We start from the raw sequence: 26,207 nt of genomic DNA on the forward strand, positions 1-26,207 counted from the left end.
GGTCGTGGTCGCCAGACGTCGGTTGCTGCGGGGATGCTGCTGACGCGTACTGCTGAATCGGGGCTGTAGAGGCTAGACGGTTCCTTTCTCGTGCAGTTCCCGTATCCGGGCGCGGGAAAGTCCCAGTTCTTCCAGGACCGCATCGGTGTCCGCGCCCAGCGCGGGGGCGGCGCTGCGGACCTGGCAGGGCGCATCGGCGAACTTGATCGGAAAGCCCAGCATGCGCACCTGCTGGCCATCAGGGTGGGGAACGTCCATGGCCATCCGCTGGTCCGTGACCTGCGGGTCGTCGAACACTTCCTGCAGGTTCAGCACCTGTCCGCAGGGCACGCCATGCTGGTTCAGGCGTTCGATCCAGTAGTGGCTGCTTTGCTGGCGGGTGCGGGCTTCGATCGCGACCTTGACGGATGCGCGGTTCAGCATGCGGTCGGCGTTGCCCTGGAACTCCGGATGCGCGCGCAGTTCGGGCAGCTCCAGCGCGTCCAGCAGCTTCTCGTACATGGCGTCGTTGGACGGGGCGATCGCGACCTGGCCGTCGGCCGTTTCGAACAGCCCGTAGGGCGCGACGATGCCGTGGTCGTTGCCGGTGCGCGCAGGCAGCTCGCCGCTGGCGAAGTAGTTCGAGGCCTGGAAGCTGAGCAGCCCGATCATGCTGGACAGCAGGCTGACGCTGATGGAGTCGCCGCGGCCGGTGCGCTCGCGGCGCAAGAGCGCGGCCACCACGCCCAGCGCGCCGTTCAGACCGGCGGCCAGGTCGCTGATGGGCGGGCCGGCGCGCATGGGCGGATCGTCCTCGCCGCCGTTCAGGCTCATGAAGCCGCTCATGGCCTGGGCGATGAAGTCGAAGGCGGGCCGGTCGCGATAGGGACCGGACGTGCCGAAGCCGTTGATGCTGCAGTGGATGATGTCCGGCCGCAGCGCTTTCAAGGCCGCGTCGCCGAAGCCCATCTTGTCCATGATGCCGGGCCGGTAGTTCTCGATCACGACGTCGCAGCGCGGTATCAACTGGCGCAGGATGTCCTTGCCTTCGGCGCTGTACAGGTCCAGCGTCACCGAGCGCTTGTTGCGGTTGTAGTTGGCGAAGTACCAGCTCAGGCCGTCCTTGATCACGCCTTGGCGGCGGATCGGATCGCCTTCGCCGGGCGCTTCGATCTTGATTACCTCGGCGCCCATGTCGGCCAGGATGGATGTGCAATACGGCCCGGAGATGATGCGGGTCAGGTCCAGGACGCGGATTCCGGTAAGTGGCATGGTTTGCATCTGCTTGGTTTTTGGTCAGCCGCCCAGTCGCGGCAGCCACAAGGTCAGGGGGGGAAAGGCGCAGATCAGCGCGAGCACGATCAGCGACCATATGAAGAAGGGCACGATTTCGCGCACGATGGGGCCTATCGGGGTGCGGCCCACGGCGGATGTGACGAACAGCAGGATGCCGACCGGCGGCGTCAGCATGCCCGTCATCAGGTTCAGGATCAGGATCATGGCGTACTGGATGGGGTCCATGCCGAGCTGGGCGCCGATGGGCAGCAGCGCCGGCAGCGTGATGATCATGGCCGGCAGCGGCTCCAGGATCTTGCCCACCAGGATCAGGAACACGTTCACCGTCAGCAGCACCACCCAGGGTTGGTCGGAGATGCCCAAGATGCCCTTGGCGATGGTGGCCGCGACGCGCGATTCGCTGATCAGCCAGCTGAAGGGACCGGCGGCGGCCAGCAGGAACAGCACCACGGCCATGGTGCGCCCGGCCGAGTAGAAAGCCGATCCCAGCTCGCCCGGCTTCAGTTCCCGGTACACGGCCAGGCCCACGAACAGGGCGTACACGGCCACGAACGCCGCAGCCTCCGTATCCGTCAGCAGGCCGAAGCGTATGCCGGCGATGATCAGGACGGGCATCATCAAGGCCCAGATGGATGCGCGCGTCACCCTGGCGCGCTCAGGCCAACTGGCCCGTGGACGCGATTTGTAGCCGTGGCGCCGCGCCTGCCAGGCGCATATGGCCATGTAGCCTGCCAGCAGCATGAAGCCGGGAATGATGCCGGCCAGGAACAGGCGGATGATGGACAGGTTGGCCAGCACCGCGTAGACGATCATCGGGATCGACGGGGGCAGGATGGGCCCCAGCATCGCGCCGCAGGCGATGACGGCTTCGGGATAGCCGCGCCGGTAGCCCTCGCGCTTCATCGAGGGGATCATCGCGGTGCCGATGGCGCTGGCATCGGCCACGGCGGAGCCGCTGATGCCTGCCATGACCAGGTTGGTGGTCAGAGAGACCTGCGACAGGCTGCCGCGCATATGCCCGACCATGGCCATGGACCAGTTGATGAGCCGCAGCGTGACGCCGCCGCGGTTCATCAGTTCGCCGGCCAGGATGAAGAGGGGGATCGCGACCAGGGCGGTCTCGTCGATGCCGCCCAGCATCGACAGCGGCGCCTGGGCGATATCGACCCCGCCGCCGCCCTTGAACAGCATGCCTATGAGGGCGGCGGTGATCATCGCGAAGCCTATGTCCAGCCCGACCAGGATGAGCACGACGAAAAGCACGACGGAAAAGAGGATCATGGATGCGCTCCCTGGGTATCGGGCTCGCCGCGCGCGAAGGCGTCTTGCGGCGCGGGGGCGTCGGGGATCAGCAGGCGCAGGGCCAGGAACAGCATGAAGAACACCATGCCCACGGTCAGCGAGGCGTAGCTGACGGCGTAGGTGAAAGGCGTTCCGACGATGTCCTGGAAGTTGCCGACGGCGACCACGTCCAGGCCCTTGTAGAACAGGGTCGCGGCCAGGACCAGCAGGCAGGCGTCGAACAGGCGGTCGCGCGCGCGCCGCACGCGTTCCGGCAAATGGCGGTCGATGATGTCTATGACCACGTTGCGGCGTTCGCGCAGCGCCATGGCCGCGCCGACGAACGCGCACCACAGCATGCCGATGCGCGCGACCTGGTCCCAGGCGTCGAACTGCGTCTTCAGCAGATAGCGGTCCAGGACCTGGGCGAAGCAGAACACCAGCACCATGGCCAGGGTGAGGGCGACCGCGAGCCGCCCGATCCAGCACACGGCGCGGTCGGCGCGCAGCGCCAGGCTGCGCCAGCGGGAGGCCGCGTGAGGCGAGGCGTGCACAGTCGGCGCGGGCATGGGCGCGGCCATGGCTTACTCCTGCATCTTCTGGATGCGTTCGACCATGCCGGCCGGCCAATCCTTGCCTTCATACTGCTGGTAGACGGTGGCCAGCGTCGCCTTGAACGCGGCTTTGTCGGGCTGCGTGTAGGTCACGTCGGCTTCCTTCAGGATCTTGACCGCGTTGTCGTCCAGCTCCTGGTCCAGCCGGGTGGCGACCTTGCCGCCCGCCTTGGCCGCCTCGGTCAGCGCCTGGCGTTGCCGGGCGTCCAGGCCTTGCCAGACGCGTTCGGAAATGAACCAGCCGGTCAGCTCATAGGCGTGGTCGGTTGCCGCCCAGTACTTGGCTTCTTCGTGGAAACGCAGCGGGATCGACAGGTCAAAGCCGTTGTCCTGGCCGTCTATCATGCCGCGGCCCAGCGCGGTGTAGATTTCGGTCATGCCCAGCGGCACGACCTGCGCGCCCAGCTTCTCGAAGGTGGACTTCAGGATGGGAATGGCGGGAATGCGCAGCTTCAGGCCCTTGACGTCTTCGGGCTTGTTGATCGGCCGCGACACGGTTTGCAGCGCGCGCGGCGAGCGTATGCCGAAGGCGGCAAACACCCGCACGCCGGATTTCTTGGCCACGTCGTCGAAGATCTGGGCGAATTCGTCGCTGTTGATGATGCGCTCGGCCTGCTCGCCGCTCTTGAACAGATAGGGCGCGTACAGGATGTTCAGCGGTTGGGCGCCGCGCAGGAACACCACGGACCCGAGGCCGAAGTAGCCCATGTCCAGCGTGCCCAGCTGCATGGAAGAGAGGATCTTGCTGATGTCGCCCAATTGGCCGTCCGTGTAGACGTGCACCTGCAGATCGTTCTGGGATTGCCTGGCGGCCTCTTCGGCAAAGGCGCGCATGGCGTGGTCCCAGGGACTGTTGGAGGCAGCGATGGTCGCGATCTTCATTTCCCGCGCCTGCGCCTGGCCCGCAGGCGCGAAGGTGCCGGCGGCGGTGATCGAAAGCGCCAGCAGGGCTGCCGAGGCGCGGACCAGATGCTGCGATATTTTCTTGTACATGATGTCTCCTCCAGGATGCGGATCCGGCCTACCAGTTCCAGTGCACGGGCTTGAGCCCGGCGACCGGCGAATCGAACACCGCCAGGCGGGAACCATTGATGCAGCCCATGTAGGCGGTCTTGCGTTCTCGGCCGCCGAACGCGAGGCTGGTGATGTTCTGCAGCCGCTTGCTATGGTTGTCGTAGACCATGGGGCGGCTCAGGCGGTTGGCCAGGTATTCGGCTTCCAGCCTGTCGATGTGCGCGGCGTCGCCGTCCTCCAGCATGAGTTGCTGTTGCCCTTTCGCGCTGACGCGTATGACGCGGTTGGAGACCACGCTGACCACCCAGATGTGGCCCTCTTCATCGACCGCCATGCCGTCGGGATAGGTGCCCTTGCCGAATTCCGTGATGACCGCGCGTTCGCCGAGGTCGCCGTTGGCGCCGATGCGAAAGCGCAGCAGGCGCCGGCCGAAGGTCTCGTTGACGTACAGGTGCGTGCCGTCCGGATCGGTGCGGCATTCGTTGGTCCAATGCACGTCCTGGGCCACGACGCGAGTGCCGTGCTTGTCGTGCACGGCGATGAAGCCGTCGGCGATGTCGCGGCGGAACTGATGGTCGCCATGGCGCACGGTGCTGACGCAGATCCACAGGCGTTCGCGCTCGTCCAGCCAGACGAAGTTGACGCTGGGCAGGGCCACGCCGTCGATCTCCATGATGTAGGGCTCGGCCGTGCCGTCGCGGTGCACGCGCCAGACTCCGCCGTCGTCGGCCAGGTTGGCGACGGCAAACGAGCCGTCGCGCAGCAGGGCGAAGCCGTTGGGTATCAGGCCGGGCTGGGCGCCGATCAGGCGCGCGTCGCCGTTGGGCAGGATGTGGCGTATGCCGCCGGCCTTGTCCGACACGTAGAGATCGCCGGCGGCCGTGCTCAGCACGCATTCGGGGCGGTTCAGGTTGACGCCGGTCTCGCGCACCGCCGAGAGGTCCAGGACCGCGCCGCCATTTGATTTGCTGTCCATGCGGGCTCCTCAGCCGATCGCGCCGGCGGCCACGTTGTAGTCGTGCAGGCGCAGGCGCGGCCCGGCCTTCATCAGCTGGCCGGGCAGGCCGCGGCCGACGATGCCTTCCAGCCGCTGAGCCACCTTGATCAGCGCACCTAGGTCGATGCCGCTGTCCACGCCCATCTCGTCGAGCAGATAGACCAGGTCTTCGGTGCAGATATTGCCGGTGGCGCCCGGCGCGAAGGGGCAGCCGCCCAGTCCCGCGAGTGAGGACTCGTACGAGGTGACGCCCGCGCGCAGGCCTTCCACCACGTTCACCAGGCCGATGCCGCGCGTGTTGTGGAAGTGCAGCGAGATCTTGATGCCGGGATGGTCGGCCCGCAGCGTCTCGACCGTGTCGCGCACCAGCCGGGGCGTGGCCATGCCGGTGGTGTCGCCCAGCGTCACCGCGTCGAAGCCCTGGCGCGCGAAGTGATCGAAGATGGTCCGGATGCGGCCCAGGTCCACGTCGCCTTCGAAGGGGCAGCCGAAGGCGACGGCAATGGCGCCCTTGCGCTTGATGGGGTGGTCCTTGAGCAACTGCGCGATGTCCTCGATGTCGCGCAGCGACTGCTCGACCGGACGGTTCAGGTTCTTGCTGTTGTGGCTCTCGGTGGCGGACAGGAACACGACGATCTCATCGGCCTGCGATTGCAGGGCGCGTTCAACCCCCTTGCGGTTGGGCGCCAGCGCGCCCAGCACGACGCCTGGGCGCTTGCGCACGCCTTGCAGGACTTCCTGCGCGTCGCGCATCTGCGGGACGGCGCGCGGCGAGACGAAGGAGGTGGCTTCGAAGTGCCGTACGCCGGCATCGATCAGCGCGTTCAGGATCTGGATTTTGGTGTCGGTGGGCACGAACTCGGACTCGATCTGCAGTCCGTCGCGCATGCCGACTTCCACGATTTCGACTCGGTCTGGAAGGCTCACGGCTTTCGTCTCCTGGTGCCCGGATCCTGTGCCCGCAAGGGCCTCGCGCGGCGATGTCCGGAACATGGTTGGTCGGCATCATCTTCTGCGATGGACCCAGGCAGGACAAATCGTGAATATTCGGCGGGGTATCGCGAAACGCGATGGCTCGGAGCCCACGCGTCGCGCATGGGCAGGCCGGCGCATTCTATTGCTGCGTTGCGGCTTCGGCGATCAGGTGATCCAGCAGCAGCCGGGCGGCGCCTGATAGCGATTCATTGCTGCGCACGCACAATTTCAGCTGGCGCCTGGCCCAGGCATCGGTCAGCGGAATGATGCATAGCTCGTCGCATACGTAAGCGGACAGGGCTTTGGCGGGCACGATGCCGATACCCAGGTCGGCGCGCACCATGGATACCAGCGCGTCGTAGGAGGTGACCTGGAAGCGCAGCCGCAGGGAGCGGCTCATGGAGGCGGCTTCGCGCGTGAACAGATAGTTCGCGGCGCTGCCCCGGTGCATGCCGACATGGTCGTAGTCCAGGGTGTCGGCGAACGAGACCTGCCGGTGCCGCGACAGAGGGTGTCCGGAGCGCGCCACCAACGCCATGACATCGCGGTGGTAGGGGAAAATGTCCAGCCCGTTCTCTTCATCGGACTGTGTATAGACGCCGATGTCGGCGGCGTTGTCGATCACGGCGCGGGTGACGCCGGAACTGACGGATTCTTCCAGGTCGATCTGCACATTGGGGTGCTGCGTCAGGAAGCGGCGCAGTTCCATCGGCAGGAATTGCGCAATCGAAGACAGGTTGGCGGCGACGCGCACGCGGCCGCGCAGGCCGGTCGAGTAGTCGCGGATTTCGGCGGCCAGGTCCTGGGTCTGATGCAGCAAGGTGCGCGCGCGCCGCGCCAGTGCGCGCGCGGCGCTGGTCGGCTCCACGCCGCGCGCATGGCGCTGGAACAGCGGCACGTCCAGAACGCGTTCGAGTTCGGACAGGCGTTTCGACAGCGCCGATGGCGCGATATGTTCGCGCGCGGCCGCGGCGGCGATGCTGCCTTCTTCCAGCACGGCCAGGAATACCTGCAGGGTATACAGATCCAGACGAGGGGTCATGGGGAGTCGCGCATAGACACGTCCGCGAGGATAGCGGGTGTCTTGCGCGGCGGGCCTAGGGGATTACGCTTAGCCGATTTCCACCCAGCCGGGCGCCGCGCCGCGCGCCAGCAGCTCGCCTGCGGTGGCCACCGCTATCCTGCCGTCGGCCGTTCCCAAGGCCAGTTTGTCCTCATGCGCATCCAAGGCAAAGACCAGCGTCGGCAGACCGTCCAGCCGCATCCTGGCGCGCAAGCGGACTTCGCCCGAGGCGGCATCCAGCAACAGCAGGCCGCCGTCCAGGAACGCGGCGGCGATCAGCCCGGGGCCGGGCATGAAGACGACCGCGCTGGCCGAGGCGGTGGTGGAATGCCGCCAGAGTTCGCGGTCGCGGTCCAGCGGCTTGCGGTAGATGAAGCCGGCGCAGGCGACGTTGACGGCGGGAGAGTAGTGCCGCCCGCTGATGACCAGGCCCGCGCCTTGCGCGTCTTCGACGTGGCAGCCGGCAAGCTCCATGGCGTGGCTGTCGGGTTTGTCGTTGGCCTTGAGCACCGGCCATAGCGATTTGGCCTGGCCGTCGGGCATGACGATGCATAGGCGCTTGGCTTCGTGCGAGCTTGCAGGCGTGCCCTGCACGCAGAACAGCGACGGCGCGCCGCTGATGCGGAGGTAGTGATTGAAGCAGTCGTAGTGGCCCAGGTCGATGCGCTGTTCGGCGCCCGAGTTCAGGTCGCGCAGCAGGTCTCGCGCATTCTTGGCCGCTGGGACGCGGTTCCTGCGGCCCAGCAATACGCCTGGCGACGAGGCCGAGAACGTGTATTCGCCGTCGTACTCGCCAACGAGGTCCAGCCCTTCGTCCGTCAGCGTATACAGCCTGGCATCCTGGCGCCACATCGCGTCGGGTCGCTTCGAGGGTTCCACGGCATGTACATGGATGCCTGCAGCCCGGATGATCTCGACGCCATGGCCGGCGCCGGCGTATGTAGCGGCCAGGCCGTCTTCGATGTCATGGATTTCGAGCAGGCAGCCGCCGTGCGCCACCGCGATGCGCTTGGCGTCCAGCCACGCAAGATCGTGGATGGCTGGGCGGTTCGCCAGTTGCGGCAGTCCCAGCCATTGCGCGAGGCGGGCTTCAGGCGCCGGCGCGGGCCGATCTCCATCCGGCGCGATGGCGTCGCTCGACAGTTCCAGTTCGCGCGGTCCGGCATCGGACCAGGTCGCCGCGCCGTAGGGCGCGCACACGACGAACAGCGTACTGAAGGCGGCGTCGGGCGGCTCGTCGGGCAGGCCCGCCCATTCTTCATCCCACGGTCGCACCCAGGCCTCGATCCCGTCGCCCGCCGGGTCGAAGGCGCAGCGCGCGACTTCGGGAGTGTTGTGGAAGAGCCGGCGGGAGAGCCCGCTGCGCCAGTCCCAGACCAGCAAGTCGCCTTCGAACAGGTAGCCGCCGTCATAGCTGCCGGCGCCGATCGCGACCACGGATTGGGCCGGATGGAAGGCGACGTCATTGATGGGATGGCGCAGCTCGTCGCAAGCCGCGAACGGGATGGGGCTGCCACGGCGGTACAGGGCCACGCGGTAGCGCAGCGTCTGGCCGCCATACGCCGCGCGGGCGCGCGGGTTCGCGAGCAGGGGAAACTCGGAAGCCACGGCCGCGATTTCCCCCGCTGGGTCGAAGAACACTCCGGTAATCTTGCCGCTGCCTCGCAGCGGCGGATCGGCGATCATGGCCATCCTGGTTTCCGCGATGCGCGCCGTCGGTCACGAATGCGGGCGCTGGGCCATGGGCAGGTGGGACGAGCTTATTCGAGGAGCGGCCCGGGTCGCCCCGCCGGACTCATGTGCGAGCCCGGCTGGTGGCCGGCGTCTCCTTCTTTGCGCGCGGCTTGGGCGCGGACTTCGGGTCTTGGGCAGGAGCGTCGAACTCCTGTTTGTTGCGTTCGCCCCGGGGGGTATTTTCCGGATGCGGCTTGGGAAAAGCCCAGGGCTTGGTTTTCTGATCCATTGCATGTACTCCTTGCACAGGCGGAACAGTAGCATTAGCCGTGGCGCTGGGTAAGTGAGGGTTGACGTCAATATTCATCACATCGTGATTTTCAGGTGAAAACGCGATGGATTCGACCCTTGCTGGCCAGTTATGTTCCGCCCTGATGGATCAGGGCCTGTCAACACTGATAGGGCAGCCGTCGGTTCTAACCGGCTTCCGGCCTGTCTTCCAGCCAGATGCGGTCGAACTGTTCGCGCGCGTGGCGCGCCCAATCGTCGATGGCGCTGCGCACGTCGTCCGCGGTGGGTTTGCGGTCCACGGGCAGATTGCCGCCCGTGACGGTGCCCAGCGAGGTGATGAGCAGTTCGTTGGTATTGGCGTCGCGCAGGGCCGCTTCGAGCAGCAGGCGCGCGGACTGGTCGCGGTAGCCCGCGGCCTTGACGGTCTGGCCGATGACGAAGCCGATGGGGATGTACTCCATCATCCTGGGGTCGCGATCGTTGCGGAAGGTGCCGGTGATGGCGGCGCTCAGGCGCAGCGCATGCGGCGCGGGCTGGGTCAACAATTGATAACCGGCTTGTTCGAACTCGCGCCGGATCGCTTCGTTCAGGTAGGCCAGTACGCGCTCGCGCATGGCGCTGTCTTGCTTCATGTCCAGCTCGTCGGGCCGGTCGCCCTGGATGTATTGCACCGGCTCCAGGATGAGTTTCTTCTGGTATTGGCTGGCGATGGGCGGACCGGGGCGCACCCAGACCATGCCGGCGCTCCAGTCGGGATCCTGCTTGAGCCGGCTTTGTTTTTCGCCCAGGGAAGTGGAGTAGTTCTGCGGCTTGGGCAGGTTGGTGCAGCCGGCAAGGCCGATCACCGCACAGCAGGCGGCCAGAGCGAGACGGATCTTCATATTCTTCTCTTCCTGAAAATGGCGCTCGGCGCGGCGGACGGAAAGGCCGCGAGCGCGCCGGGGCGGCCCAATTATTGCTCTTTTTCGCGCCGCTCTTCCCGCCGCGGGCGGGATGGAAAAACGGTTCCGCCGCAAAGCAGAATTCCATTTTGGGAAAACTGGAATGAAATCCCGCGGCGGCGGGAATTTGCGTCTCGAGTAAGCCGTAATAGCTGCCGCGCAACGCCGACGCGGAGCTACGATGGACGAGTGAACATAGGGAGACGACTATGGACACCGCCAAGCAATGGTATGCCGCCGTCAAGGATTGGCAGCGGGCCCGCGACGAGCTCACCGCCGCGATCGCCGTGATCAAATGGCCGAACCCCACGCAGGGTTGCCTGGACACCTACGATCGCGCCTACGCCAATGAAACCGAGGCGCGGGAACGCATGAACCAGGCATACGAGCGCGTGCGACGATAGCCGCGCGCATCCTCATCCGTGACCTTGGCGGGCATTGCTACACTGCCGCGCATGACCGACCAACAACAGAAATTCATGATCAGGCCGGCCGGGCCTGAGGATGCCGGCTTGCTGGAAGACCTGTTGATGCGCACCTACGAGAGCACGTGGATGCCGGAAATGACGGCGCAACGGGACCGGCAGTTCCGCGCCAGCGGCAAGACTGGCCAGTACGTGCGCACCAGGGGGAACCTCTTCATGGTCTGCGACATCGACGGCGTGCAGGCAGGCATGGCGGATTGGGAGAACGACTTTATCTGGGCTTTGCACGTGCATCCCGCAAGGCAAGGCCAGGGCGTTGGCGGCGCCTTGCTGGCCTGGATGGAAGCGGCCATCCGCGCTGCGGGATTCGCACGCGCGCGGCTGGAGACGGACTCCTTCAATACGCGCAGCCGCCAGTTCTACGGCAAGCACGGCTACGCCGAGACCGATACCTATCCCGACGAAGAATGGGATAGCGGCTTTACCACCATCCTGCTGGAAAAGCCGCTGCCAGCGTGACATGTCTGGCTCCATGAAAAGAACCTGAGCTGGTCCTGGAAATGGAGCCACGAAGGCAGTATGTTGTGGCTTTCAGCCGCTACCGCCGAACCCGCCATGTACCTGCCGTCCGCCTTTCGCGAAGACTCGCTCGAAGTCCAGCACGAATTCATCCGCGCCCATCCCCTGGGTGTGCTCACCACCAGCGGGGAGGGCGGGCTGATGGCGAACCACATTCCCTGTCTGCTGTATCCCGAAGGGCCGCATGGCGTATTGCGCCTGCACGTGGCCCGCGCCAATCCGCAGCTTGCCGACCTGGCGGCGGGCCGCGAATGCCTGGTCGTTTTCCATGGACCGCAGGCCTACGTCACGCCGTCGTGGTACCCGACCAAGGCCGAGACGCACAAGGTCGTGCCTACCTGGAACTTCGTCGCCGTGCACGCCTGGGGCACGCCGGTGATCCAGGACGATCCGGCCTGGTTGCGGGCTCAGCTGGATGCGCTGACCGACAGCCAGGAAAGGGCGCGCGCGCGGCCCTGGCGCGTGGCCGACGCGCCGGCGGATTTCATCGCGGCCCAGATGCGCGCCATCGTCGGCGTGGAGATTCCCATTGCGCGCATCGAGGGCAAATGGAAAGTCAGCCAGAACCGCACGCTAGCCGACAGGCGCGGCGTGGCCGAAGGCCTGGCGGCCGAAAACGGCGATGCCGTCATGGCCGGGCTGGTTGCCCGCCGCGGCGGACTCGAGTAATCCGCCCCAGCGCAAAACAGGCGATGGCGGCGGCCTGCAAGCTGGCCGCCGCGGCCAGGAACCAGAGCAGCGGCTGCCCGGCCTGTTCCGACCACGCCCGCAGCATGCCGAACAAGGCGGGCGCGAAGGCATAGGCGCCTTGCGATATGGCGACGATCAGCGGCACCACGCGTTGCGTGTCTGCGCGGGCGAACTCGGTCTGTGCGATCAGCGGCGGCAGCGAGGTTGCGTTCCCTATGCCCGAGCCGAACAGCAGTACGCCCAGCCAGATGGCCCAGGCGTGCTCGGCGGCCAGCATCAGCACCAGCGAGCCGGCGATCTGGATGGCGTAGGCCAGGCAGGCCACTTTGCGCCGGTCGACGCTGGCAGGCATCAGCCAACCGACCAGCGTGCGTCCGCCGATGGCCGCGGCCGTGGCCAGCCCCATGGCCAGGCCGGCGGTCTGCGCGCCCAGCAACGGCGCCAGCATCGACAGCAGATGCGCGATCAGGCCGATCTGGGCGAACAGGCCCAGCGCCATGCCCGCGGCCAAAGTGAGGAAGGCCCGGTCGCGCCACAGGTTAGCCACCGGCGCTGGCGACGCGACGCGTGTTGCAGGGGCAGGCGCCTGAGCCGCCGTGGATATGCCATCCGGCTCCTGGCCGAGCTGCTGCGGCGTGACGGCGAACACCTTGCGCGACAGCACGGCGATCGCCGCCACCATCGCCAGGCCCACCCACAGGGCGGCCTGGGCAAATCCCGCCTGGCTGATCAGGTAGACCCACAAGGGCGAAAACACGATGCCGCCGACGCTGGCGCCGTTGTAGGCCATGCCCAGCGCGGCGGGCCGGCGCTGCACGAACCAGGGGGAGATCAGCGCGTTGACGGCGGCGGCTCCCAGCGTCACCCAGCCCATGCCCGAGAACAGGGCGGCGGCGTACAACTGCCAGGGCTGCGCGGCCGTGGCCCAGCCGCCCACGCCGAGCGCAAGCAGCACGGCGCCGCCCAAGGTGACGGCGGGCACGCCGCAGCGCCGGTACAGGCGCGGCAGGTTGGCGACCACCAAGGTGCCGCAAAGAAAGTGCAGGGTGACGGCGCCGGATACCAGCGCCACGCCCCAGCCGGTGCGCTGCGCCACCGCGTGCAGGAACACGGGCGGGCCGTAGAAGCCGACGCCCCAGCCGAAGACCGCCAGCGCGAAGGTGGCGTAAAGGACTGTCCAGCCGAAGAATTTCCGGGGTGTGCGCATGGGTGTCCGGGCAAGCCGGCTGTCTTGTGGTGTTGAGTCGCAGTATGCTTGAGTCCGCACACAACACTTTGATCGGGGCCGAATCATGGAATCCGAGTTCGCCGACATCAATCTCTCCGCCGTGGCGGGCGCCATCGCCGATCCGGCGCGGGCGCGCATGCTGTGCGTGCTGCTGGACGGCCGCGCCCGCACGGCGACCGAACTGGCCGCCGCCGCCGATATCGGCGCTTCTACGGCCAGCAGCCATTTCCAGCGCCTGCGGGAGCAGGGCCTGGTGGAAATGGCCGTGCAGGGCAAGCACCGCTACTACCGCCTGGCCAATGCCGAGGTCGCACATGCGCTCGAAGCTTTGCTGGTGGTGGCCGGGGCGGAGCGCGTGCCGTTCAAGCCCAACACGCCGTCGGCGCTGCGCGAAGCGCGTACCTGCTACGACCACATGGCGGGCACGCTGGCCGTGCGCATCCATGACGCCATGCTGTCGCGCAAGTGGCTGGCGGCGGACGGACGCGACTATGTGCTGACGCCCTTGGGCGAGGCCGCCCTGGCGCAGATCGGCGTGGACGTGGCCCAAGCGCGCCAGCGCCGGCGGCGCTTTGCATGCTCCTGCCTGGACTGGAGCGAACGCCGCTCGCACTTGGGCGGCGCCTTGGGCGCGGCCTTGCTGGATGCGCTCACGGGCCGCGGCTGGATCAGCAAGGACCTGGATTCGCGCGCGCTGAGCGTCACGAAAAAGGGCCAAAAGCAGTTTCCCGCTTTTTTCGGCCCGGCCGATGACCAGCCCGCCGCGGGCGCGCAGCGAGACCGGCATGTCGCCGCTTGAACCCGCAATAAGGTGTGCATATGCAACAGATCTAGGGAAATCCCCGTGAAGCAATGCAAGGACGGGTCGCGATGGCGCCCCGCATTGGGCCGCAAGCCGCGTCAACCCTGGTCATGCGGCGCCCGCATGTGTCGCGCGCAGTGTCCCCAAAAAATGGGGACACAATTCTTGCGATGCAACAGTGTTTCTATTTTCTGCCTTCGTTACAAAACATATCCGAACTGTCATGGACAGGCGGGGTATGCTGGATCGCAGAAAGAGGGCATCCGAAGTGCATCAGAACAACTTGATCTACAAGGGATACCGGCTGACGGCCAAAGTGTCCCGGGGCGCAGACGCCGAGGTTCAGGCGCAATCCAGCGGCCCCGTATTCATAGCGTCGGTGATGGTGGTCCAGGCAGGCGCCGTGCTCGAAGGCGGCGACGAATATCCGGTTCCTCGCTTTGCCGAGGGCGGTTTTGTCTACAGTCCGCGCGAAGCGGTGCATGCAGCCATCCTGCACGGCCGCGAGATCGTCGACGGCCTGACCAACCTGCCAGCCTGACGCCGTCCTAGCCAGAGAAGACTTCCCGCCAATCCCGCGTTTTGGCGAGCGTTTGCACGGTCGCCGACTGTTCCAGAATGGTCACGGCCTTCTTGAACTCCTCGGCCGAGGCGCCGTCCTCCAGGATGACCATGCGCGAGTTGCGCGCGTCCGCCATTTTCACGTCCGACATTTTGCCGTGGGTCTGGTAGACCTGCGTCCAATCCATTTTCTTGCCGGCCTTCAGGGCGATCGGCTCGATGTAGGTCAGCGCGGTGCTGCTGGCGGCGCGCACCGCGAACGCGAAGTCCGCCATGTGGCCGCTGCTGCCCTTGGCGCGCGCGCCCTTGACCATGCGATTCACACCCACTCCCGCCGTCAGCGCCCGTCCGACCTGCGCGCGGAATCGCAGCTGGCTGAACTTGGGCATCCACTTGGCGCATTGGAACGACAGCGCCATCGCCAGCTTGACCGCGTCCCACAGCGCTTCCTGCAACTGTTCGTTGGGGCCGGACGCGACGATCGCGCCGTCGCGGTCAAAGTGAGCCAGGCTGACGCCCGGCGTTTCGTTCAGGATGTCGATGCGCTTTGCCGCCAGGTCGATGCCGTAGCTGGACGCGTGCATCGCGGTCTCACAGGCGTCGGTCAGATAGAACGTGGATTCGTCGGGATGCGCGATGAAGAATGCCGCGTGCTGTCCGTCCAGGCCCAGTGTCATGGGCGATACGGCGCGGATGGCGTGTTCGCCCGCCGGCAGGACAGTCCAGCCGGAGGCTTCCAGAAAATTGCTCATAGGATCAGTTCGATTTGGCGGCCTTTGAGGGGATGCGCAAAACCGCCGGCCAGCGTCAGGTTCGCCCGCGGCAGGAAGTACTGCATCAGCGCGCCGATATTCTGCAGGGCCGGCACGATGGGTTCGGCATAGCCTTCGCCGTCGTCCACCCAGATGTGTTCATGGCTGCGGTCCGCAAGCGGCTTGCGGTACTGCGGCCGGCCTTCGCCCACCAGGCTGGTATGGAAGGAGTCGTCGGTGTCCACGCCGAACACGCGGTGCGGGCCCACGAAGAGGCTGGCGCAGAACGCCTCGGCCAGGAATATGGTGGCCTGGCCATGCACGGTGGTGCGGGCGCCGCGATAGGTCGCGCGAAAGATCACGTCTTCGCGCACATCGCCCTTGACCCGGCAGGCACAGGCGAATTCCAGCCATTGGAGATTGCTGGCGGCGGGCTTCGGTACCCAGGCGATCGGTTTTACGGTTTCCTTGGGTTCGGCAAGGATCTCTTGCACCTCATCAACGGTGATTAACGGTTCGAACTTGTTGGCCATGGAACTGATCTAGGGTCTTGGAAATGCGCGTGCCGGACAGCGCGCCTGGCATGCGCTGCGTGGCGGCGGGCGCGCGCGCAACACTGCGAGGGGGCGTCATCTTACAAGATGAAGACTGTGCCGCCCTTTTTGCTGTATGGATGTACAGCAAAAAGGGCGGCGCGGCGTCGGGCGGTCACGCGCCTACAGCGAAGTGGCGCCGAATGTGTCGCATTGCTTGATGCTGCCGCTCTCCAGCCCGCGCTTGAACCAGCGCACGCGCTGGGCCGACGAGCCGTGGGTGAAGGAATCGGGCACCGCATAGCCCTGACTTTGCTTTTGCAGGCGGTCGTCGCCGATCGCGGTGGCGGCGCCCAGCGCCTCTTCCACGTCGCCGCTTTCGAGAATGTTGCGCGCCGCGTTGGCGCGTTGCGCCCACAAGCCCGCAAAACAATCGGCCTGCAGTTCCATGCGCACCGACAAGGCATTGGCCTGGGACGGATTGCGGCGGCGTAGATTGTCGACCTGGTCCGAGATGCCGAGCAGGTGCTGGACATGATGTCCGACCTCATGGGCGATCACATAGGCCTGGGCAAAATCGCCGGGCGCCTTGAAGCGGTTCTGCAGTTCGTCGAAGAAGGCCAGGTCGATGTACACCTTGCTGTCGCCCGGACAGTAGAACGGGCCCATGGCCGACTGCCCGGTGCCGCAGGCCGTCGGCGTGGCGCCGCGGAACAGCACCAGCTTGGGCGCCACATATTGGCGGTTCAGGTCCTTCTGGAAGATGGCGCTCCAGGTGTCTTCGGTCTCGCCCAGCACCTTCGAGACGAAGATGGCCTGCTTATCGTTGGCGGGTGGACGCGTGGCCGGTCCCTCTTGCTGTTGCACGGGCGGGCCTTCGGCCATCTGCAGGACCACGCTGGGGTCCACGCCGAAATACATGGCGACCAGGGCAAGCACGATCGTGCCTATGCCGATGGTGCCGCGGCCGCCGATACGTGGACCGCTGGAACGGCGGTCTTCCACATTGTCGCTTTCGCGCGAGTCATCAAGGCGCATACTGTTTCTCCGGGCGGGTCCGCGTTCCCGCCATTTTGCATCGCCGCGCTTTACTGAGCGGCCTTCAAGAGTGTTAGGATAAACCCATGGCCCTGTATTTCTCCATCCATCCCGCGAATCCGCAACCGCGCCTGCTCAAGCAGGCGGCCCAATGGCTTGCCGACGGGGGATTGGTCGCGGTACCCACCGATTCGAGCTATGCCGTGGTCGCGCGGCTGGACGACAAGAACGCCGCCGACGGGCTGCGCCGCCTGCGGGGCCTGGACGAACGCCATCATCTCACGCTGCTGTGCCGCGACCTGGCCGAAATCGGCCACTTCGCGCGCGTCGACAACCGCCAGTACCGCCTGCTGAAGGCCGCGACGCCGGGGCCCTGGACCTTCATCCTCGAAGCCACCAAGGAAGTGCCGCGCCGCGTGTCACATCCATCGCGCAAGACCATAGGCATCCGCGTGCCGGATCATCCGGTCATGCTGGGCCTGCTGGAGCAGGTGGGGGCGCCCCTGCTGTCCACCACGCTCATCCCCAAGGACGCGACCGACGCGTTGAACGACGCGGAAGAAATCCGCGAACGCTACGACCACGACTTGGCGGCGATCATCGATGCGGGCGCCTGCCCGCAATCGCCCACCACCGTGATCGACCTCACCAGCGAAGAGCCGGTGGTGGTGCGTGTCGGACGCGGCGATCCTGCCACCCTCGGTCTTGCCTGAGCGCGCCCGCCGCGCCGACCCGCTCGCCGGCCTGCGCCGGCGCGCGGCTCATCTACAATCCGGTTCGCCATGAATGACATCATCCAAACCATTGCGGTCTACGCGATACCGGTCATCTTCGCCATCACCCTGCACGAAGCCGCGCACGGCTTTGTCGCGCGCATGTTCGGGGATCCCACGGCCTATCAGGCCGGGCGTATCAGTCTGAATCCTGCGCGGCATATCGATCCGATCGGCACGCTGCTGGTGCCGGTGGCGATCCTGCTGGCCTCCAAGCTGCTGGGCAGCCCGGGCATGCTGTTCGGCTGGGCCAAGCCCGTGCCAGTGGATTTCAGCCGCTTGCGGCGTCCCAAGCAGGACATGCTGTGGGTGGCGCTGGCAGGTCCCGCCGCCAACCTGCTCATGGCGGTCATGTGGGCGTTTTCGCTGCGCATCTTCCTGGAGTCCGGCCTGCAGGAATCGTTCTGGTTCGAAATGGCCGTGGCCGGCGTGAACGTCAATCTGGTGCTCATGGCCCTGAATCTGCTGCCCATCCTGCCGCTGGACGGGGGACGCATCCTCTTCAGCCTGCTGCCCAACCGCCTGGCCTGGCAATACTCGAAAATCGAGCCGTACGGCCTGGTGATCGTCGTCATCCTCTTGGTGACGGATGTGCTCTGGCTCTTGATGCGGCCGGTACTCTCCCTGGGGACGACCATCGTCCAGTGGTTTCTGTAGGATTTCAGCCAATATCCGTTAAACTTAACGGTTTCTTTGATTCTGGCCCTGGGGCATCCCGCCGCGGGGTTTTGGAGCCCTACATTTATGGCATCCCCTGCAATCGCCGCAGGCGTTAATTTCCAAGGCAGCATGGTGGCCCTGGTCACCCCGATGCAGCCCGACGGCAGCCTGGATTACGCTGCCTACCGGTCGCTGATCGACTGGCATATCCAGGAAGGCACCGACGCGCTGGTGGTGGTCGGTACCACCGGGGAGTCGCCCACGGTCTCCATGGAAGAACATGCGGAGCTGATCCGCGTTGCCGTCGAACACGCTGCGGGCCGCATTCCGGTCATCGCCGGCGTCGGCGCCAATTCCACCGACGAAGCCATCCACCTGACGCGCCACGCCAAGGCCGTGGGCGCGCAGGCCGGCCTGTCGGTCGTTCCTTATTACAACAAACCCTCGCAAGAAGGTTTGTACCGTCACTTCCGCACCATCGCGGAAGCCGTCGATCTGCCCACCATCCTGTACAACGTGCCGGGCCGTACCGTTGCCGACATGAGCAACGAAACGGTCCTGCGCCTGGCGCAGGTGCCGGGCATCATCGGCATCAAGGACGCCACGGGCGACATCGCCCGCGGCGGCCTGTTGCTGCGCGAAGCGCCGGCCAGTTTCCAGGTCTTCAGCGGCGATGACCCCACCGCCGCCGCCCTGATCCTGCTGGGCGCGCGCGGCAATATTTCCGTAACCGCCAACGTGGCGCCCAAGCTCATGCGCGAGCTCTGTGCCGCCGCCCTGGCTGGCAATGTGCCCAAGGTACGTGAACTTAATGCGTACCTGGCGCGTCTGAACAAGGCTTTGTTCGTTGAAGCCAACCCCATCCCTGTCAAGTGGGCGTTGGCCGAAATGGGCCGCAGCGCACTGGGTTACCGGCTGCCGCTGGTTGAACTGGGATCGCAGCACCACGCGACCGTGCGTGCCGCGCTCCAGGAAACGGGCCTGCTCTAAATATCGTGAGGATACGTATGAACAAGCGTCATGCCGGTTTGTCGGCATTGATGTCTCTGGTGTTGTTGGCCGGTTGCAGCGAGGTCAATCAATTCCTGGGCAATGAAGAGTCCGTCAATTACAAGAGCGCAGTCACCCAGCGCGGAGAGCCGCTCAGCATCCCGCCCGACCTGACCCAGGCCAATAGCGACCCGCGTTATCGCGCGCCGGCTTCGGGCTCGACTACCTATTCGCAGTTCCAGCAGCAGGGCCAGGCCCAGGCCACCCAGCCCAAGACCAGCAACGTGCTGCCCGGCCGCCAGGACATGCGCGTCGAGCGCGACGGCGACCTGCGCTGGTTGGTGGTGGACCGCCCGCCGGAAGATATCTTCCCGCGGCTGGTCGACTTCTGGACCGAAAACGGCTTCACCGTGGCCAGCAACAATCCTGGCGCCGGCTTGATCGAAACCGATTGGGCGGAAAACCGCGCCAAGATTCCGGAAAGCTGGCTGCGCCAGGCGCTCGGCATGGTTCTGGAATCGGCCTGGGATAGCGGCGAGCGCGAGAAATTCCGCACGCGCGTCGAACGCGTCAACGGCCACACCGAGATCTACGTCAGCCACCGCCAGATGCTTGAAAAGCGCGTGGGCGGCGACGGCATGCAGGTGCAATGGCAGAACGGCAAGGAAGATCCGGGCCTGAACGCCGCCATGCTGGCCCGCATGATGGTCTACCTGGGTTCCGACGTCGACAACGCCCGCAAGCTGGTGCAGCAGGCCGAGGCCGCGCCGCAGAAGCCCGCGGTGCAGCAGGATGTGCGCGCGCAGGGCGCTTCGCTCATCGTCAGCGAATCGTACGACCGCGCATGGCGCCGTGTCGGCGTGGCGTTGGACGGCGGCGGCTTCGCCGTGGACGACCGGGACCGCTCCGCTGGCGACTACTTCGTCCGCTACGTCGATACCGACACGGGCGAGAAGATCGAACAGCCGGGCTTCTTCAGCCGCATGTTCTCGGGCGACAAGAAGGCCGAGGCGCCGCAGTACCGCATCCACCTGGCCGCCACCGGCGACCAGACCACGGTGACGGTGCTGGACGCCAATGGCGCGCGCGACAACAGCGCCACCGCCCAGCGTCTGCTGAGTGTGCTGAAGGACAAGATGTAAGACCGGCCGGTCCTGCGCTCAGGCGCAGGCCTGCGCAAAAGAGGCCCCGGATGGGGCCTCTTTTTTTGCATGGATGCGGGGTTCGCGGGGCCTTGCGAGCCGCGAGGCTGTGCGGTTCATGTCTTGCTCATCACCCCGCTCCTGGACGCAAAAAAGCCCCGGCTGCAACAGCCGGGGCTTTTTCTTGCGTCCTCAGAGCGGGGGTTCGTCGCTGAGTCTTTATTAGGACGCGGGCGTGGTCGAGCCGCCCGGGGTGGTCGAACCGCCGCCAGGCGTGGTGTTGGGCGTGGGCGCCGGAGCCGGCGAGGTGGCCGGGGGCGTCGTGGAAGGGGCGGGCGTGCTTGCGCCCGGAGCGGGGGTGGTCGCGGGCGCCGGGGCATCTTCCTTCTTGTTGCAGGCGCTCAGCGCGACGGCCAGCACCGAAGCAATAATCAAGGTTTTGCTCATCATTTTTAGACTCCTGTAGATGACGACTCTTGAAACCCCATTAGGGGAAACCAGAAGTCAGGCTACAGGAACCCGCGGACGCAACGCGTATGAAAGTTAAAAAGGTCGCATCCTAACGGCAACAAACCTTTCAGCTTCGTGTTATGTCTTTCTTGATGTGTCCCGCGTATCAGACCTGATTTCCTTCTGTACAGGACTGATACGGGGGCGTATCGGGATGCTACGGCGCGACGTAGCGGATCCAGCCGGAATCGAGCCAGTCCGCCAGGCAAGAGCGCGCGTCGTCGGTCAGGCGGGCGCAGGACGGATCTGAACAATCCAGGCTGCGCCCATCCGCCAGCGTACGCAGGGCCGCATCCGCGGGCACCATGGCCGTTTCACCGTTGATGAAGAGCTGCTTGTCGCGATAGAGCATGCGGCTGCGGCGGTCCAGCACCAGCCGGCCCGCGGCCGGCCAGTCTTCTTCCAGGTCCACGTCCAGGCCTTCGGGCGCGTCGAACACGCTGAGATTGCTGGGCTCGGTCAGCCAGCAGCCCAGGAAGCGCGAGGCCAGCGCATCGTCGAAGCGCAGCTTTTCCACGGTGTCCAGCGTGGCGGCCACCAGCGCGTCGGGCAGGGCGGCGGGCGTGTCGACCGCGGGCTGGCCGGGGTCGCGATAGACGGCCGACAGCTTCGGACCGGGCAGGGCGGGTTCGCCATAAGGACCGCCCAGGAGGCCGACGCGCGCCATGACCTGGTCCGCGGCCGCTTCGAGCAGCCCGCGCGCCAGCGTCGCCTGCGTGGGCGCGCGAAAGCCGATGGAGATGGTCATGCAGCCGTCGCCCACGGCGACGCCGTCGTGCGCGGCCTGGGGCGGCAGGTAGAGCATGTCGCCGGGGGCCAGCACGGCGGTCTGTTCGGGTTCGAAGCGGCTCAGGATCTTCAGCGGCAGGTCCGGTTCCAGCGACAAGTCCTTCTGGCGCCCATAGCGCCATTCGCGCTCGCCCGCAGCTTGCAGCAGGAACACGTCGTAGCTGTCGAAGTGCGGACCCACGCCGCCGCCATGGCTGGCGATGCTGATCATCACGTCGTCCAGCCGCGCGTCGGGGATGAAGCGGAACAGCTGCATCAGTTCGGACGCGGCGTCGCTGTGCAGGTCCACGCTTTGCACCAGCAGGGTCCAGTCGCCTTCGTTGTCCTTGGGCAGGCGCGCGAACGGGCCGTTCTCCATCTGCCATTCGCCGTTCTCGCGCCAGATCAGGCGCGATTCCACGTCATCGCGGCGCGCCAGCTTCTTGATGGCGGCGATCGTGACCGGGGGCTTGAAACCGGGGATGGCCTGGCGGATCAAGAGGGGCTTGCGCTGCCAGTAGCGGCGCATGAAGTCGTTCGGGCTCTGGTTGCCCAGCAGGGACAAGGGATGGTCGAGGTTCATTGCAGGTGCTTCTTCAGGCGGTAGAGGGCGTCCAGCGCTTCGCGCGGCGTCAGACTGTCGGGATCGATGGCGGCGAGTTCCTCGCGCAGGGTGTCCAGGGCCTCGAGGTCGTCGGAGCGGTCGGCTTCGGCATAGGCTAGGGCGTCGGCATCAGCCGCGGCTGCGAACAGGCCGAGCTGCGGCGTGGGGGCGCCTTGCGCCTCCAGGCGTTCCAGTTCGCGCGAGGCCTGGCGGATCACGGCGGCGGGCACGCCCGCGCGCTGCGCCACCTGGATCCCGTAGCTGCGGCTGGCCGGGCCTTCGCGCACTTCGTGCAGGAACACGATGCCGCCGGCCGATTCCGCCGCGGCCAGGTGCACGTTGGCCGAGGCCGGCTGTTCCGCCGGCAGGCGGGTCAGCTCGAAATAGTGGGTGGCGAACAGCGTCAGCGCGCGGTTGTGCGCCAGCAGGCGGCAGGCGATGGCCCAGGCCAGCGCCAGGCCGTCGTAGGTGGACGTGCCGCGGCCGATCTCGTCCATCAGCACCAGGCTGTTGGGCGTGCTGGCCGACAGGATGGCGGCCGCCTCGGTCATTTCCATCATGAAGGTCGAGCGGCCGCCCGCCAGATCGTCGGCCGCGCCGATGCGGGTGAAGATGCGGTCGATCTTGCCGATGCGGGCGCGCGACGCGGGCACGAAGCTGCCGATGCGCGCCAGCAGCACGATCAGCGCCACCTGCCGCATGTAGGTCGACTTACCGCCCATGTTCGGACCGGTGATCAGCAGCATGCGGCGCGCCGGCTCCAGCCGGCAGCCATTGGGCGTGAAGCGCTCGATGGCGTGTTCCACCACCGGGTGGCGGCCGGCCTCGATGTCGATGTCGGCCTGTTCGGACAGTTCGGGCGCGATCCAGTCGTGGCGGCGCGCGTGTTCGGCCAGGGCGGCCAGCGCGTCCAGCTCGGCCAGCGCGGCGGCGCAATCCGACAGCGGGCGCACGTGTTCGGCCAGTACGTCCAGCAATTGTTCGAACAGCCATTTTTCGCGGGCCAGCGAGCGGTCCTGGGCGGACAGCACCTTGTCTTCCCAGGTCTTGAGTTCGGGCGTGATGTAGCGTTCGGCGTTCTTCAGCGTCTGGCGGCGGCGGTAGTCCTCCGGCACCTTGGCGGTCTGGCCCTTGGTGACTTCGATGTAGAAGCCATGCACGCGGTTGAACTCCACGCGCAGGTTGCTGATACCGGTGCGTTCGCGCTCGCGCGCTTCCAGCTGCACCAGGAAATCGCCGCCGTCGGCTGCCAGGCCGCGCAGCTCGTCGAGTTCGGCGTCAAAGCCCGCCGCCAGCACGCCGCCGTCGCGGATGGCAACAGCGGGTTCGGCGGCGATGGCGCGCACCAGCAGCGCGGCCAGCGCCGGATCCACCGACAGGTGCGAGACCAGTTCGCCCAGCCGCGGCGAGTCCGCCATCGGCTCCACCTGGTCGCGCAGCGCAGGCAAAGCCTGCAGCGCGTCGCGCAGGCTGGCCAGCTCGCGCGGACGCACCGAGCGCAGCGCCAGGCGAGCGGCGATGCGCTCGATGTCCGGGAAGGCGTTCAACGCGCCGCGCAGCGACTCCAGCAGGCCGGCCGAGCCGAAGCCGGCCGCGCCAAAGGTCTGTTCCATGTCCATGCGGCCCGCCAGCAGCGCCGAGATGGCTTGCTGGCGTGCCAGCGCCTGCTCGTTCTCGCGCAGCGGATGGTGCAGCCAGCGGCGCAGCAGGCGGCTGCCCATGGGCGTGCGGCAGTCGTCCAGCAGCGAGAACAGCGTCGGCGAGTCCTCGCCGGACAAGGTCTGGGTCAGCTCCAGGTTGCGGCGCGTGACCGGGTCCAGCAGCACGTACTGGCCGGGGCGTTCGGCCGCCAGGCTCTGTACATGGGCCAGGGCCTGCGACTGGGTGCGCGCCGCGTAGCGCAGCAGGGCGCCCGCGGCGCAGATGCCGGCCGGCATGTCCTCGATATCGAAGCCGGCCAGCGTGTCGGTCTTGAAGTGCGCCAGCAGGTGGGCGCGGGCGCTGTCGGCTTCGAAGTGCCAGTCGGGCACGCGGGCCCGCGCGCCTTCGAACGGGAAATCGAATTCGGCATTGTCGGCGCAGACGATCTCGGCCGGCGCGATGCGGTGCAGTTCGGATTCCAGCTGCGCGGGCGCGCATTCGGTCACGCGGAATTCGCCGCTGGCCAGGTTCAGCCAGGCCAGCCCGGCGCGCGGCGCGCGCGCCGGGCCGCCGACGAACACGGCGGACAGCGCGCGGTCAGCCTTGGCCGGCAGCAGCGCGTCGTCCGTCAGCGTGCCCGGCGTGACGATGCGCACGATGCGGCGCTCGACGGGCCCCTTGGAGGCAGCCGGATCGCCGATCTGCTCGCAGATGGCGATGGACTCGCCCATTGCGACCAGCCGCGCCAGATATTGCTCCATGGCATGCACCGGCAGCCCGGCCATCGGGATCGGCGTGCCGTTGGACGAACCGCGCTTGGTCAGCGTCAGATTGAGCAGACGCGCGCCGCGCTCCGCGTCTTCGTAGAACATTTCATAGAAGTCCCCCATGCGGTAGAAAAGCAGCAAGGGACCCGCCTCCGCTTTCAGGCGGAGGTATTGCTGCATCATGGGGGTGTGGCCCGGGTGGGCGTCGGCGGCGGTGATTTGCGTTGCGGAATTCATGCCCGTGATTGTATCGGGCGCGTGAACCGCTGCGGGGAGGGACGGATGCTGGTTTTGTCCGGACCTCGCTTGTTCATGATATTGCCCAACTTTTCGATGACCTCGTACCCTGTGTCGGCGCAGGTCTCTGCTGCCCAAGTCGCATCAACATGGCCATGCCGACTCCTCGGTCGCCGGCGCTTGGCGAGAACAAAAACAATTGAATTTCTACGCCGGTAGGCAGGGCGGGTGCACGGATAATTCGGCCAGGAAACAGGCTGAATCGGCCCGAAACCGGCTGAAATCGCTTTGCGCAAGACACACGCATCTGCCTGCGGGAATAGTCGCTATGGTGATCGCCACGCCGCACAACAACGCGGCGATGACGGCATCAGCCTCCACGCCCTAGGGAAAAAAATGAAAATCGCACCCATGTTGTCTTTCGTCGTGCTTGCCGTGTTCGCAGCCGCGACCGCCCAGGCGGAAAGATGCTCGTCCAATCTGTCGGGTGGGCAAGATTGCACCTATGACGACGGCACCACCTCGCGGAGTTCGTCCAACCTGAGCGGCGGCTACGACACGACTTACAGCGACGGGCGGACGTCGCGCAGCTCATCCAACTTGAGCGGTGGCTTGGACACGAGCTACAGCGACGGCACCACCTCGCGGAGCTCGTCCAACCTGAGTGGCGGCTACGACACGGCTTACAGCGACGGGCGGAACTCGCGCAGCACGTCCAACTTGAGCGGTGGCTACGACACGAGCTACAGCGATGGCGCCACCTCCCGAAGTAGTTCCAACCTGAGCGGTGGCTACGACACGACGAGCAGCAAGGGGAGAAACAGCAAAGCCGATACCCGCCATCCGGCAGGCGCCCGCTGAATTGAAGAAAACGGGCGGCGATCTCGTCGAAAGCCGCAGGCCGCGTGCAGGGCGGCCTGGTCGCAGGTTCCTGCGAAAGAGGGCGATTGCAATCGCCGTCAGTTCCGCAACGGCGGTTCAAACGGCTTGTTCAGGACCGGCTATTTGATCTTGCTGCAGCGGAAGGCCTCGATGCCTTTTTCCACATAGTGCGGTTCGCGCGCGCAGGCCGCGCGCATGGCCTGGTTTGCCAGGCTCATGAGGTTGGTCGCGTTGGTCATGGCTTCCAGGCCGTCGGCGCCCGGGCCGATCTTGTCGAAGCGTGCCTTGAACTCAGCGGCCTGCTTGCTGTAGGCGTAGGCGCGCATCACGTCCGTATAGGCGATGGCCCGGGAAATGTCGCCCTCCGTGGGCTTTTTCTCGGCGCCGAAGACAGGGCCGGACAGCAGAGCCAGGGCGAGCAAGGGGATGAGGGTGGCTTTCATGTTCATCATCAGGAATTCTCTTGCGGGTTGTCCGATGGGAGGCCGGCTGGCGAGGCG

General features: G+C 66.3%; 28 protein-coding genes. 10 read left to right on the plus strand and 18 right to left on the minus strand.

The genetic code is table 11. The annotated features are described in order from the left end of the window. Positions 1-72: 72 nt before the first annotated feature. The 10 genes from FOC84_RS22720 to FOC84_RS22765 all read right to left on the minus strand — a co-directional run bounded on the left by FOC84_RS22720 (position 73) and on the right by FOC84_RS22765 (position 10,065). Positions 73-1,251 (minus strand): CaiB/BaiF CoA transferase family protein, encoded by a 1,179-nt coding sequence (locus FOC84_RS22720; RefSeq protein ID WP_254241747.1) that lies wholly within the window; start codon positions 1,249-1,251, stop codon positions 73-75. A gap of 24 nt (positions 1,252-1,275) precedes the next feature. Next, positions 1,276-2,556 carry a TRAP transporter large permease gene (locus FOC84_RS22725; RefSeq protein WP_173146429.1) on the minus strand — a complete coding sequence of 427 codons (1,281 nt, stop codon included), beginning with the start codon at positions 2,554-2,556 and terminating at the stop codon, positions 1,276-1,278. Next, positions 2,553-3,137: a TRAP transporter small permease gene (locus tag FOC84_RS22730; protein WP_173146430.1), complete on the minus strand. Its 585-nt coding sequence runs from the start codon at positions 3,135-3,137 to the stop codon at positions 2,553-2,555. The genes FOC84_RS22725 and FOC84_RS22730 overlap by 4 nt, the downstream gene beginning before the upstream one ends. Positions 3,138-3,140: 3 nt before the next feature. Further along, positions 3,141-4,163, minus strand: a complete 1,023-nt coding sequence (locus tag FOC84_RS22735) for a TRAP transporter substrate-binding protein (RefSeq protein ID WP_173146431.1) — start codon at positions 4,161-4,163, stop codon at positions 3,141-3,143. 28 nt (positions 4,164-4,191) lie between these two features. After that, complete coding sequence (locus tag FOC84_RS22740) at positions 4,192-5,160, minus strand: SMP-30/gluconolactonase/LRE family protein (RefSeq protein WP_173146432.1); 969 nt, start codon at positions 5,158-5,160, stop codon at positions 4,192-4,194. Between the two features lie 9 nt (positions 5,161-5,169). After that, on the minus strand, positions 5,170-6,108 hold the full coding sequence (locus FOC84_RS22745; RefSeq protein WP_173146433.1) for a hydroxymethylglutaryl-CoA lyase: 939 nt from the start codon (positions 6,106-6,108) through the stop codon (positions 5,170-5,172). A 187-nt stretch (positions 6,109-6,295) separates the two neighbouring features. Continuing rightward, entirely contained in the window at positions 6,296-7,198 is a 903-nt protein-coding gene (locus FOC84_RS22750) for a LysR family transcriptional regulator (protein ID WP_173146434.1), read from the minus strand. A 69-nt stretch (positions 7,199-7,267) separates the two neighbouring features. Beyond that, positions 7,268-8,911, minus strand: a complete 1,644-nt coding sequence (locus FOC84_RS22755; RefSeq protein WP_173146435.1) for a hypothetical protein — start codon at positions 8,909-8,911, stop codon at positions 7,268-7,270. Between the two features lie 103 nt (positions 8,912-9,014). Then, entirely contained in the window at positions 9,015-9,182 is a 168-nt protein-coding gene (locus tag FOC84_RS22760; RefSeq protein ID WP_173146436.1) for a hypothetical protein, read from the minus strand. A gap of 187 nt (positions 9,183-9,369) precedes the next feature. Then, entirely contained in the window at positions 9,370-10,065 is a 696-nt protein-coding gene (locus FOC84_RS22765; RefSeq protein WP_173146437.1) for a DUF3313 domain-containing protein, read from the minus strand. 269 nt (positions 10,066-10,334) lie between these two features. Here FOC84_RS22765 and FOC84_RS22770 point away from each other — a divergent pair, with 269 nt between their 5' ends. From FOC84_RS22770 to FOC84_RS22780, 3 genes are all read left to right on the plus strand, one after another. Further along, positions 10,335-10,529, plus strand: coding sequence for a hypothetical protein (locus FOC84_RS22770; RefSeq protein WP_173146438.1), 195 nt, complete (start codon positions 10,335-10,337; stop codon positions 10,527-10,529). 51 nt (positions 10,530-10,580) lie between these two features. After that, complete coding sequence (locus FOC84_RS22775; protein ID WP_173146439.1) at positions 10,581-11,069, plus strand: GNAT family N-acetyltransferase; 489 nt, start codon at positions 10,581-10,583, stop codon at positions 11,067-11,069. Between the two features lie 96 nt (positions 11,070-11,165). Next, complete coding sequence (locus FOC84_RS22780) at positions 11,166-11,798, plus strand: FMN-binding negative transcriptional regulator (RefSeq protein ID WP_173150347.1); 633 nt, start codon at positions 11,166-11,168, stop codon at positions 11,796-11,798. On the opposite strand, the gene FOC84_RS22785 is transcribed toward FOC84_RS22780, so the two are convergent. Then, positions 11,758-13,026, minus strand: coding sequence for an MFS transporter (locus FOC84_RS22785; protein WP_173146440.1), 1,269 nt, complete (start codon positions 13,024-13,026; stop codon positions 11,758-11,760). The genes FOC84_RS22780 and FOC84_RS22785 overlap by 41 nt on opposite strands. An 85-nt stretch (positions 13,027-13,111) precedes the next feature. Between FOC84_RS22785 and FOC84_RS22790 the strand changes: the two genes are divergently transcribed. Next, entirely contained in the window at positions 13,112-13,846 is a 735-nt protein-coding gene (locus FOC84_RS22790) for an ArsR/SmtB family transcription factor (protein WP_173146441.1), read from the plus strand. A gap of 271 nt (positions 13,847-14,117) precedes the next feature. Then, positions 14,118-14,390 (plus strand): hypothetical protein, encoded by a 273-nt coding sequence (locus FOC84_RS22795; protein WP_054453716.1) that lies wholly within the window; start codon positions 14,118-14,120, stop codon positions 14,388-14,390. 7 nt (positions 14,391-14,397) lie between these two features. Here FOC84_RS22795 and FOC84_RS22800 read toward each other — a convergent pair whose 3' ends face one another. From FOC84_RS22800 to ypfJ, 3 genes are all read right to left on the minus strand, one after another. Continuing rightward, positions 14,398-15,162: a DUF1828 domain-containing protein gene (locus FOC84_RS22800; RefSeq protein ID WP_173146442.1), complete on the minus strand. Its 765-nt coding sequence runs from the start codon at positions 15,160-15,162 to the stop codon at positions 14,398-14,400. Further along, complete coding sequence (locus FOC84_RS22805) at positions 15,159-15,695, minus strand: hypothetical protein (protein ID WP_173146443.1); 537 nt, start codon at positions 15,693-15,695, stop codon at positions 15,159-15,161. The genes FOC84_RS22800 and FOC84_RS22805 overlap by 4 nt, the downstream gene beginning before the upstream one ends. A gap of 183 nt (positions 15,696-15,878) precedes the next feature. Beyond that, positions 15,879-16,733: a KPN_02809 family neutral zinc metallopeptidase gene (gene ypfJ / locus FOC84_RS22810; protein WP_173146444.1), complete on the minus strand. Its 855-nt coding sequence runs from the start codon at positions 16,731-16,733 to the stop codon at positions 15,879-15,881. Between the two features lie 86 nt (positions 16,734-16,819). On the opposite strand from ypfJ, the gene FOC84_RS22815 reads away from it, so the two are divergent. From FOC84_RS22815 to bamC, 4 genes are all read left to right on the plus strand, one after another. Further along, positions 16,820-17,446, plus strand: a complete 627-nt coding sequence (locus FOC84_RS22815; RefSeq protein ID WP_173146445.1) for an L-threonylcarbamoyladenylate synthase — start codon at positions 16,820-16,822, stop codon at positions 17,444-17,446. 69 nt (positions 17,447-17,515) lie between these two features. Next, positions 17,516-18,163: a site-2 protease family protein gene (locus tag FOC84_RS22820; RefSeq protein ID WP_173146446.1), complete on the plus strand. Its 648-nt coding sequence runs from the start codon at positions 17,516-17,518 to the stop codon at positions 18,161-18,163. Between the two features lie 87 nt (positions 18,164-18,250). Then, positions 18,251-19,156 carry a 4-hydroxy-tetrahydrodipicolinate synthase gene (gene dapA / locus FOC84_RS22825; protein ID WP_173146447.1) on the plus strand — a complete coding sequence of 302 codons (906 nt, stop codon included), beginning with the start codon at positions 18,251-18,253 and terminating at the stop codon, positions 19,154-19,156. 17 nt (positions 19,157-19,173) lie between these two features. After that, positions 19,174-20,298 (plus strand): outer membrane protein assembly factor BamC, encoded by a 1,125-nt coding sequence (gene bamC, locus FOC84_RS22830; protein WP_173146448.1) that lies wholly within the window; start codon positions 19,174-19,176, stop codon positions 20,296-20,298. A 222-nt stretch (positions 20,299-20,520) separates the two neighbouring features. Here the strand turns inward: bamC and FOC84_RS22835 are convergent, their stop codons facing one another. The 3 genes from FOC84_RS22835 to mutS all read right to left on the minus strand — a co-directional run bounded on the left by FOC84_RS22835 (position 20,521) and on the right by mutS (position 24,825). After that, complete coding sequence (locus tag FOC84_RS22835) at positions 20,521-20,748, minus strand: endopeptidase (protein WP_173146449.1); 228 nt, start codon at positions 20,746-20,748, stop codon at positions 20,521-20,523. Between the two features lie 217 nt (positions 20,749-20,965). Continuing rightward, positions 20,966-22,159, minus strand: coding sequence for a cupin domain-containing protein (locus tag FOC84_RS22840; protein ID WP_173146450.1), 1,194 nt, complete (start codon positions 22,157-22,159; stop codon positions 20,966-20,968). Continuing rightward, a complete protein-coding gene (gene mutS, locus FOC84_RS22845) occupies positions 22,156-24,825 on the minus strand; it encodes a DNA mismatch repair protein MutS (RefSeq protein ID WP_254241751.1) in 2,670 nt (889 codons plus the stop codon). The genes FOC84_RS22840 and mutS overlap by 4 nt, the downstream gene beginning before the upstream one ends. 396 nt (positions 24,826-25,221) lie before the next feature. Here mutS and FOC84_RS22850 point away from each other — a divergent pair, with 396 nt between their 5' ends. Further along, complete coding sequence (locus tag FOC84_RS22850; protein ID WP_254241753.1) at positions 25,222-25,686, plus strand: hypothetical protein; 465 nt, start codon at positions 25,222-25,224, stop codon at positions 25,684-25,686. A 140-nt stretch (positions 25,687-25,826) separates the two neighbouring features. On the opposite strand, the gene FOC84_RS22855 is transcribed toward FOC84_RS22850, so the two are convergent. After that, complete coding sequence (locus tag FOC84_RS22855; protein ID WP_173146451.1) at positions 25,827-26,159, minus strand: hypothetical protein; 333 nt, start codon at positions 26,157-26,159, stop codon at positions 25,827-25,829. Positions 26,160-26,207 lie beyond the last annotated feature (48 nt).

The sequence above is a fragment of the Achromobacter pestifer genome, from assembly GCF_013267355.1.
Taxonomy (GTDB): domain Bacteria; phylum Pseudomonadota; class Gammaproteobacteria; order Burkholderiales; family Burkholderiaceae_B; genus Achromobacter; species Achromobacter pestifer_A.

Bases quoted from the DNA above. Each gene is read 5' to 3' on its own strand.
- FOC84_RS22720 (WP_254241747.1), bottom strand. From the start codon at position 1,251: ATGCCACTTACCGGAATCCGCGTCCTGGACCTGACCCGCATCATCTCC.
- FOC84_RS22725 (WP_173146429.1), bottom strand. From the start codon at position 2,556: ATGATCCTCTTTTCCGTCGTGCTTTTCGTCGTGCTCATCCTGGTCGGG.
- FOC84_RS22730 (WP_173146430.1), bottom strand. From the start codon at position 3,137: ATGGCCGCGCCCATGCCCGCGCCGACTGTGCACGCCTCGCCTCACGCG.
- FOC84_RS22735 (WP_173146431.1), bottom strand. From the start codon at position 4,163: ATGTACAAGAAAATATCGCAGCATCTGGTCCGCGCCTCGGCAGCCCTG.
- FOC84_RS22740 (WP_173146432.1), bottom strand. From the start codon at position 5,160: ATGGACAGCAAATCAAATGGCGGCGCGGTCCTGGACCTCTCGGCGGTG.
- FOC84_RS22750 (WP_173146434.1), bottom strand. From the start codon at position 7,198: ATGACCCCTCGTCTGGATCTGTATACCCTGCAGGTATTCCTGGCCGTG.
- FOC84_RS22755 (WP_173146435.1), bottom strand. From the start codon at position 8,911: ATGGCCATGATCGCCGATCCGCCGCTGCGAGGCAGCGGCAAGATTACC.
- FOC84_RS22760 (WP_173146436.1), bottom strand. From the start codon at position 9,182: ATGGATCAGAAAACCAAGCCCTGGGCTTTTCCCAAGCCGCATCCGGAA.
- FOC84_RS22765 (WP_173146437.1), bottom strand. From the start codon at position 10,065: ATGAAGATCCGTCTCGCTCTGGCCGCCTGCTGTGCGGTGATCGGCCTT.
- FOC84_RS22770 (WP_173146438.1), top strand. From the start codon at position 10,335: ATGGACACCGCCAAGCAATGGTATGCCGCCGTCAAGGATTGGCAGCGG.
- FOC84_RS22775 (WP_173146439.1), top strand. From the start codon at position 10,581: ATGACCGACCAACAACAGAAATTCATGATCAGGCCGGCCGGGCCTGAG.
- FOC84_RS22780 (WP_173150347.1), top strand. From the start codon at position 11,166: ATGTACCTGCCGTCCGCCTTTCGCGAAGACTCGCTCGAAGTCCAGCAC.
- FOC84_RS22785 (WP_173146440.1), bottom strand. From the start codon at position 13,026: ATGCGCACACCCCGGAAATTCTTCGGCTGGACAGTCCTTTACGCCACC.
- FOC84_RS22790 (WP_173146441.1), top strand. From the start codon at position 13,112: ATGGAATCCGAGTTCGCCGACATCAATCTCTCCGCCGTGGCGGGCGCC.
- FOC84_RS22800 (WP_173146442.1), bottom strand. From the start codon at position 15,162: ATGAGCAATTTTCTGGAAGCCTCCGGCTGGACTGTCCTGCCGGCGGGC.
- FOC84_RS22805 (WP_173146443.1), bottom strand. From the start codon at position 15,695: ATGGCCAACAAGTTCGAACCGTTAATCACCGTTGATGAGGTGCAAGAG.
- ypfJ (WP_173146444.1), bottom strand. From the start codon at position 16,733: ATGCGCCTTGATGACTCGCGCGAAAGCGACAATGTGGAAGACCGCCGT.
- FOC84_RS22815 (WP_173146445.1), top strand. From the start codon at position 16,820: ATGGCCCTGTATTTCTCCATCCATCCCGCGAATCCGCAACCGCGCCTG.
- FOC84_RS22820 (WP_173146446.1), top strand. From the start codon at position 17,516: ATGAATGACATCATCCAAACCATTGCGGTCTACGCGATACCGGTCATC.
- dapA (WP_173146447.1), top strand. From the start codon at position 18,251: ATGGCATCCCCTGCAATCGCCGCAGGCGTTAATTTCCAAGGCAGCATG.
- bamC (WP_173146448.1), top strand. From the start codon at position 19,174: ATGAACAAGCGTCATGCCGGTTTGTCGGCATTGATGTCTCTGGTGTTG.
- FOC84_RS22835 (WP_173146449.1), bottom strand. From the start codon at position 20,748: ATGATGAGCAAAACCTTGATTATTGCTTCGGTGCTGGCCGTCGCGCTG.
- FOC84_RS22840 (WP_173146450.1), bottom strand. From the start codon at position 22,159: ATGAACCTCGACCATCCCTTGTCCCTGCTGGGCAACCAGAGCCCGAAC.
- mutS (WP_254241751.1), bottom strand. From the start codon at position 24,825: ATGAATTCCGCAACGCAAATCACCGCCGCCGACGCCCACCCGGGCCAC.
- FOC84_RS22850 (WP_254241753.1), top strand. From the start codon at position 25,222: ATGAAAATCGCACCCATGTTGTCTTTCGTCGTGCTTGCCGTGTTCGCA.
- FOC84_RS22855 (WP_173146451.1), bottom strand. From the start codon at position 26,159: ATGATGAACATGAAAGCCACCCTCATCCCCTTGCTCGCCCTGGCTCTG.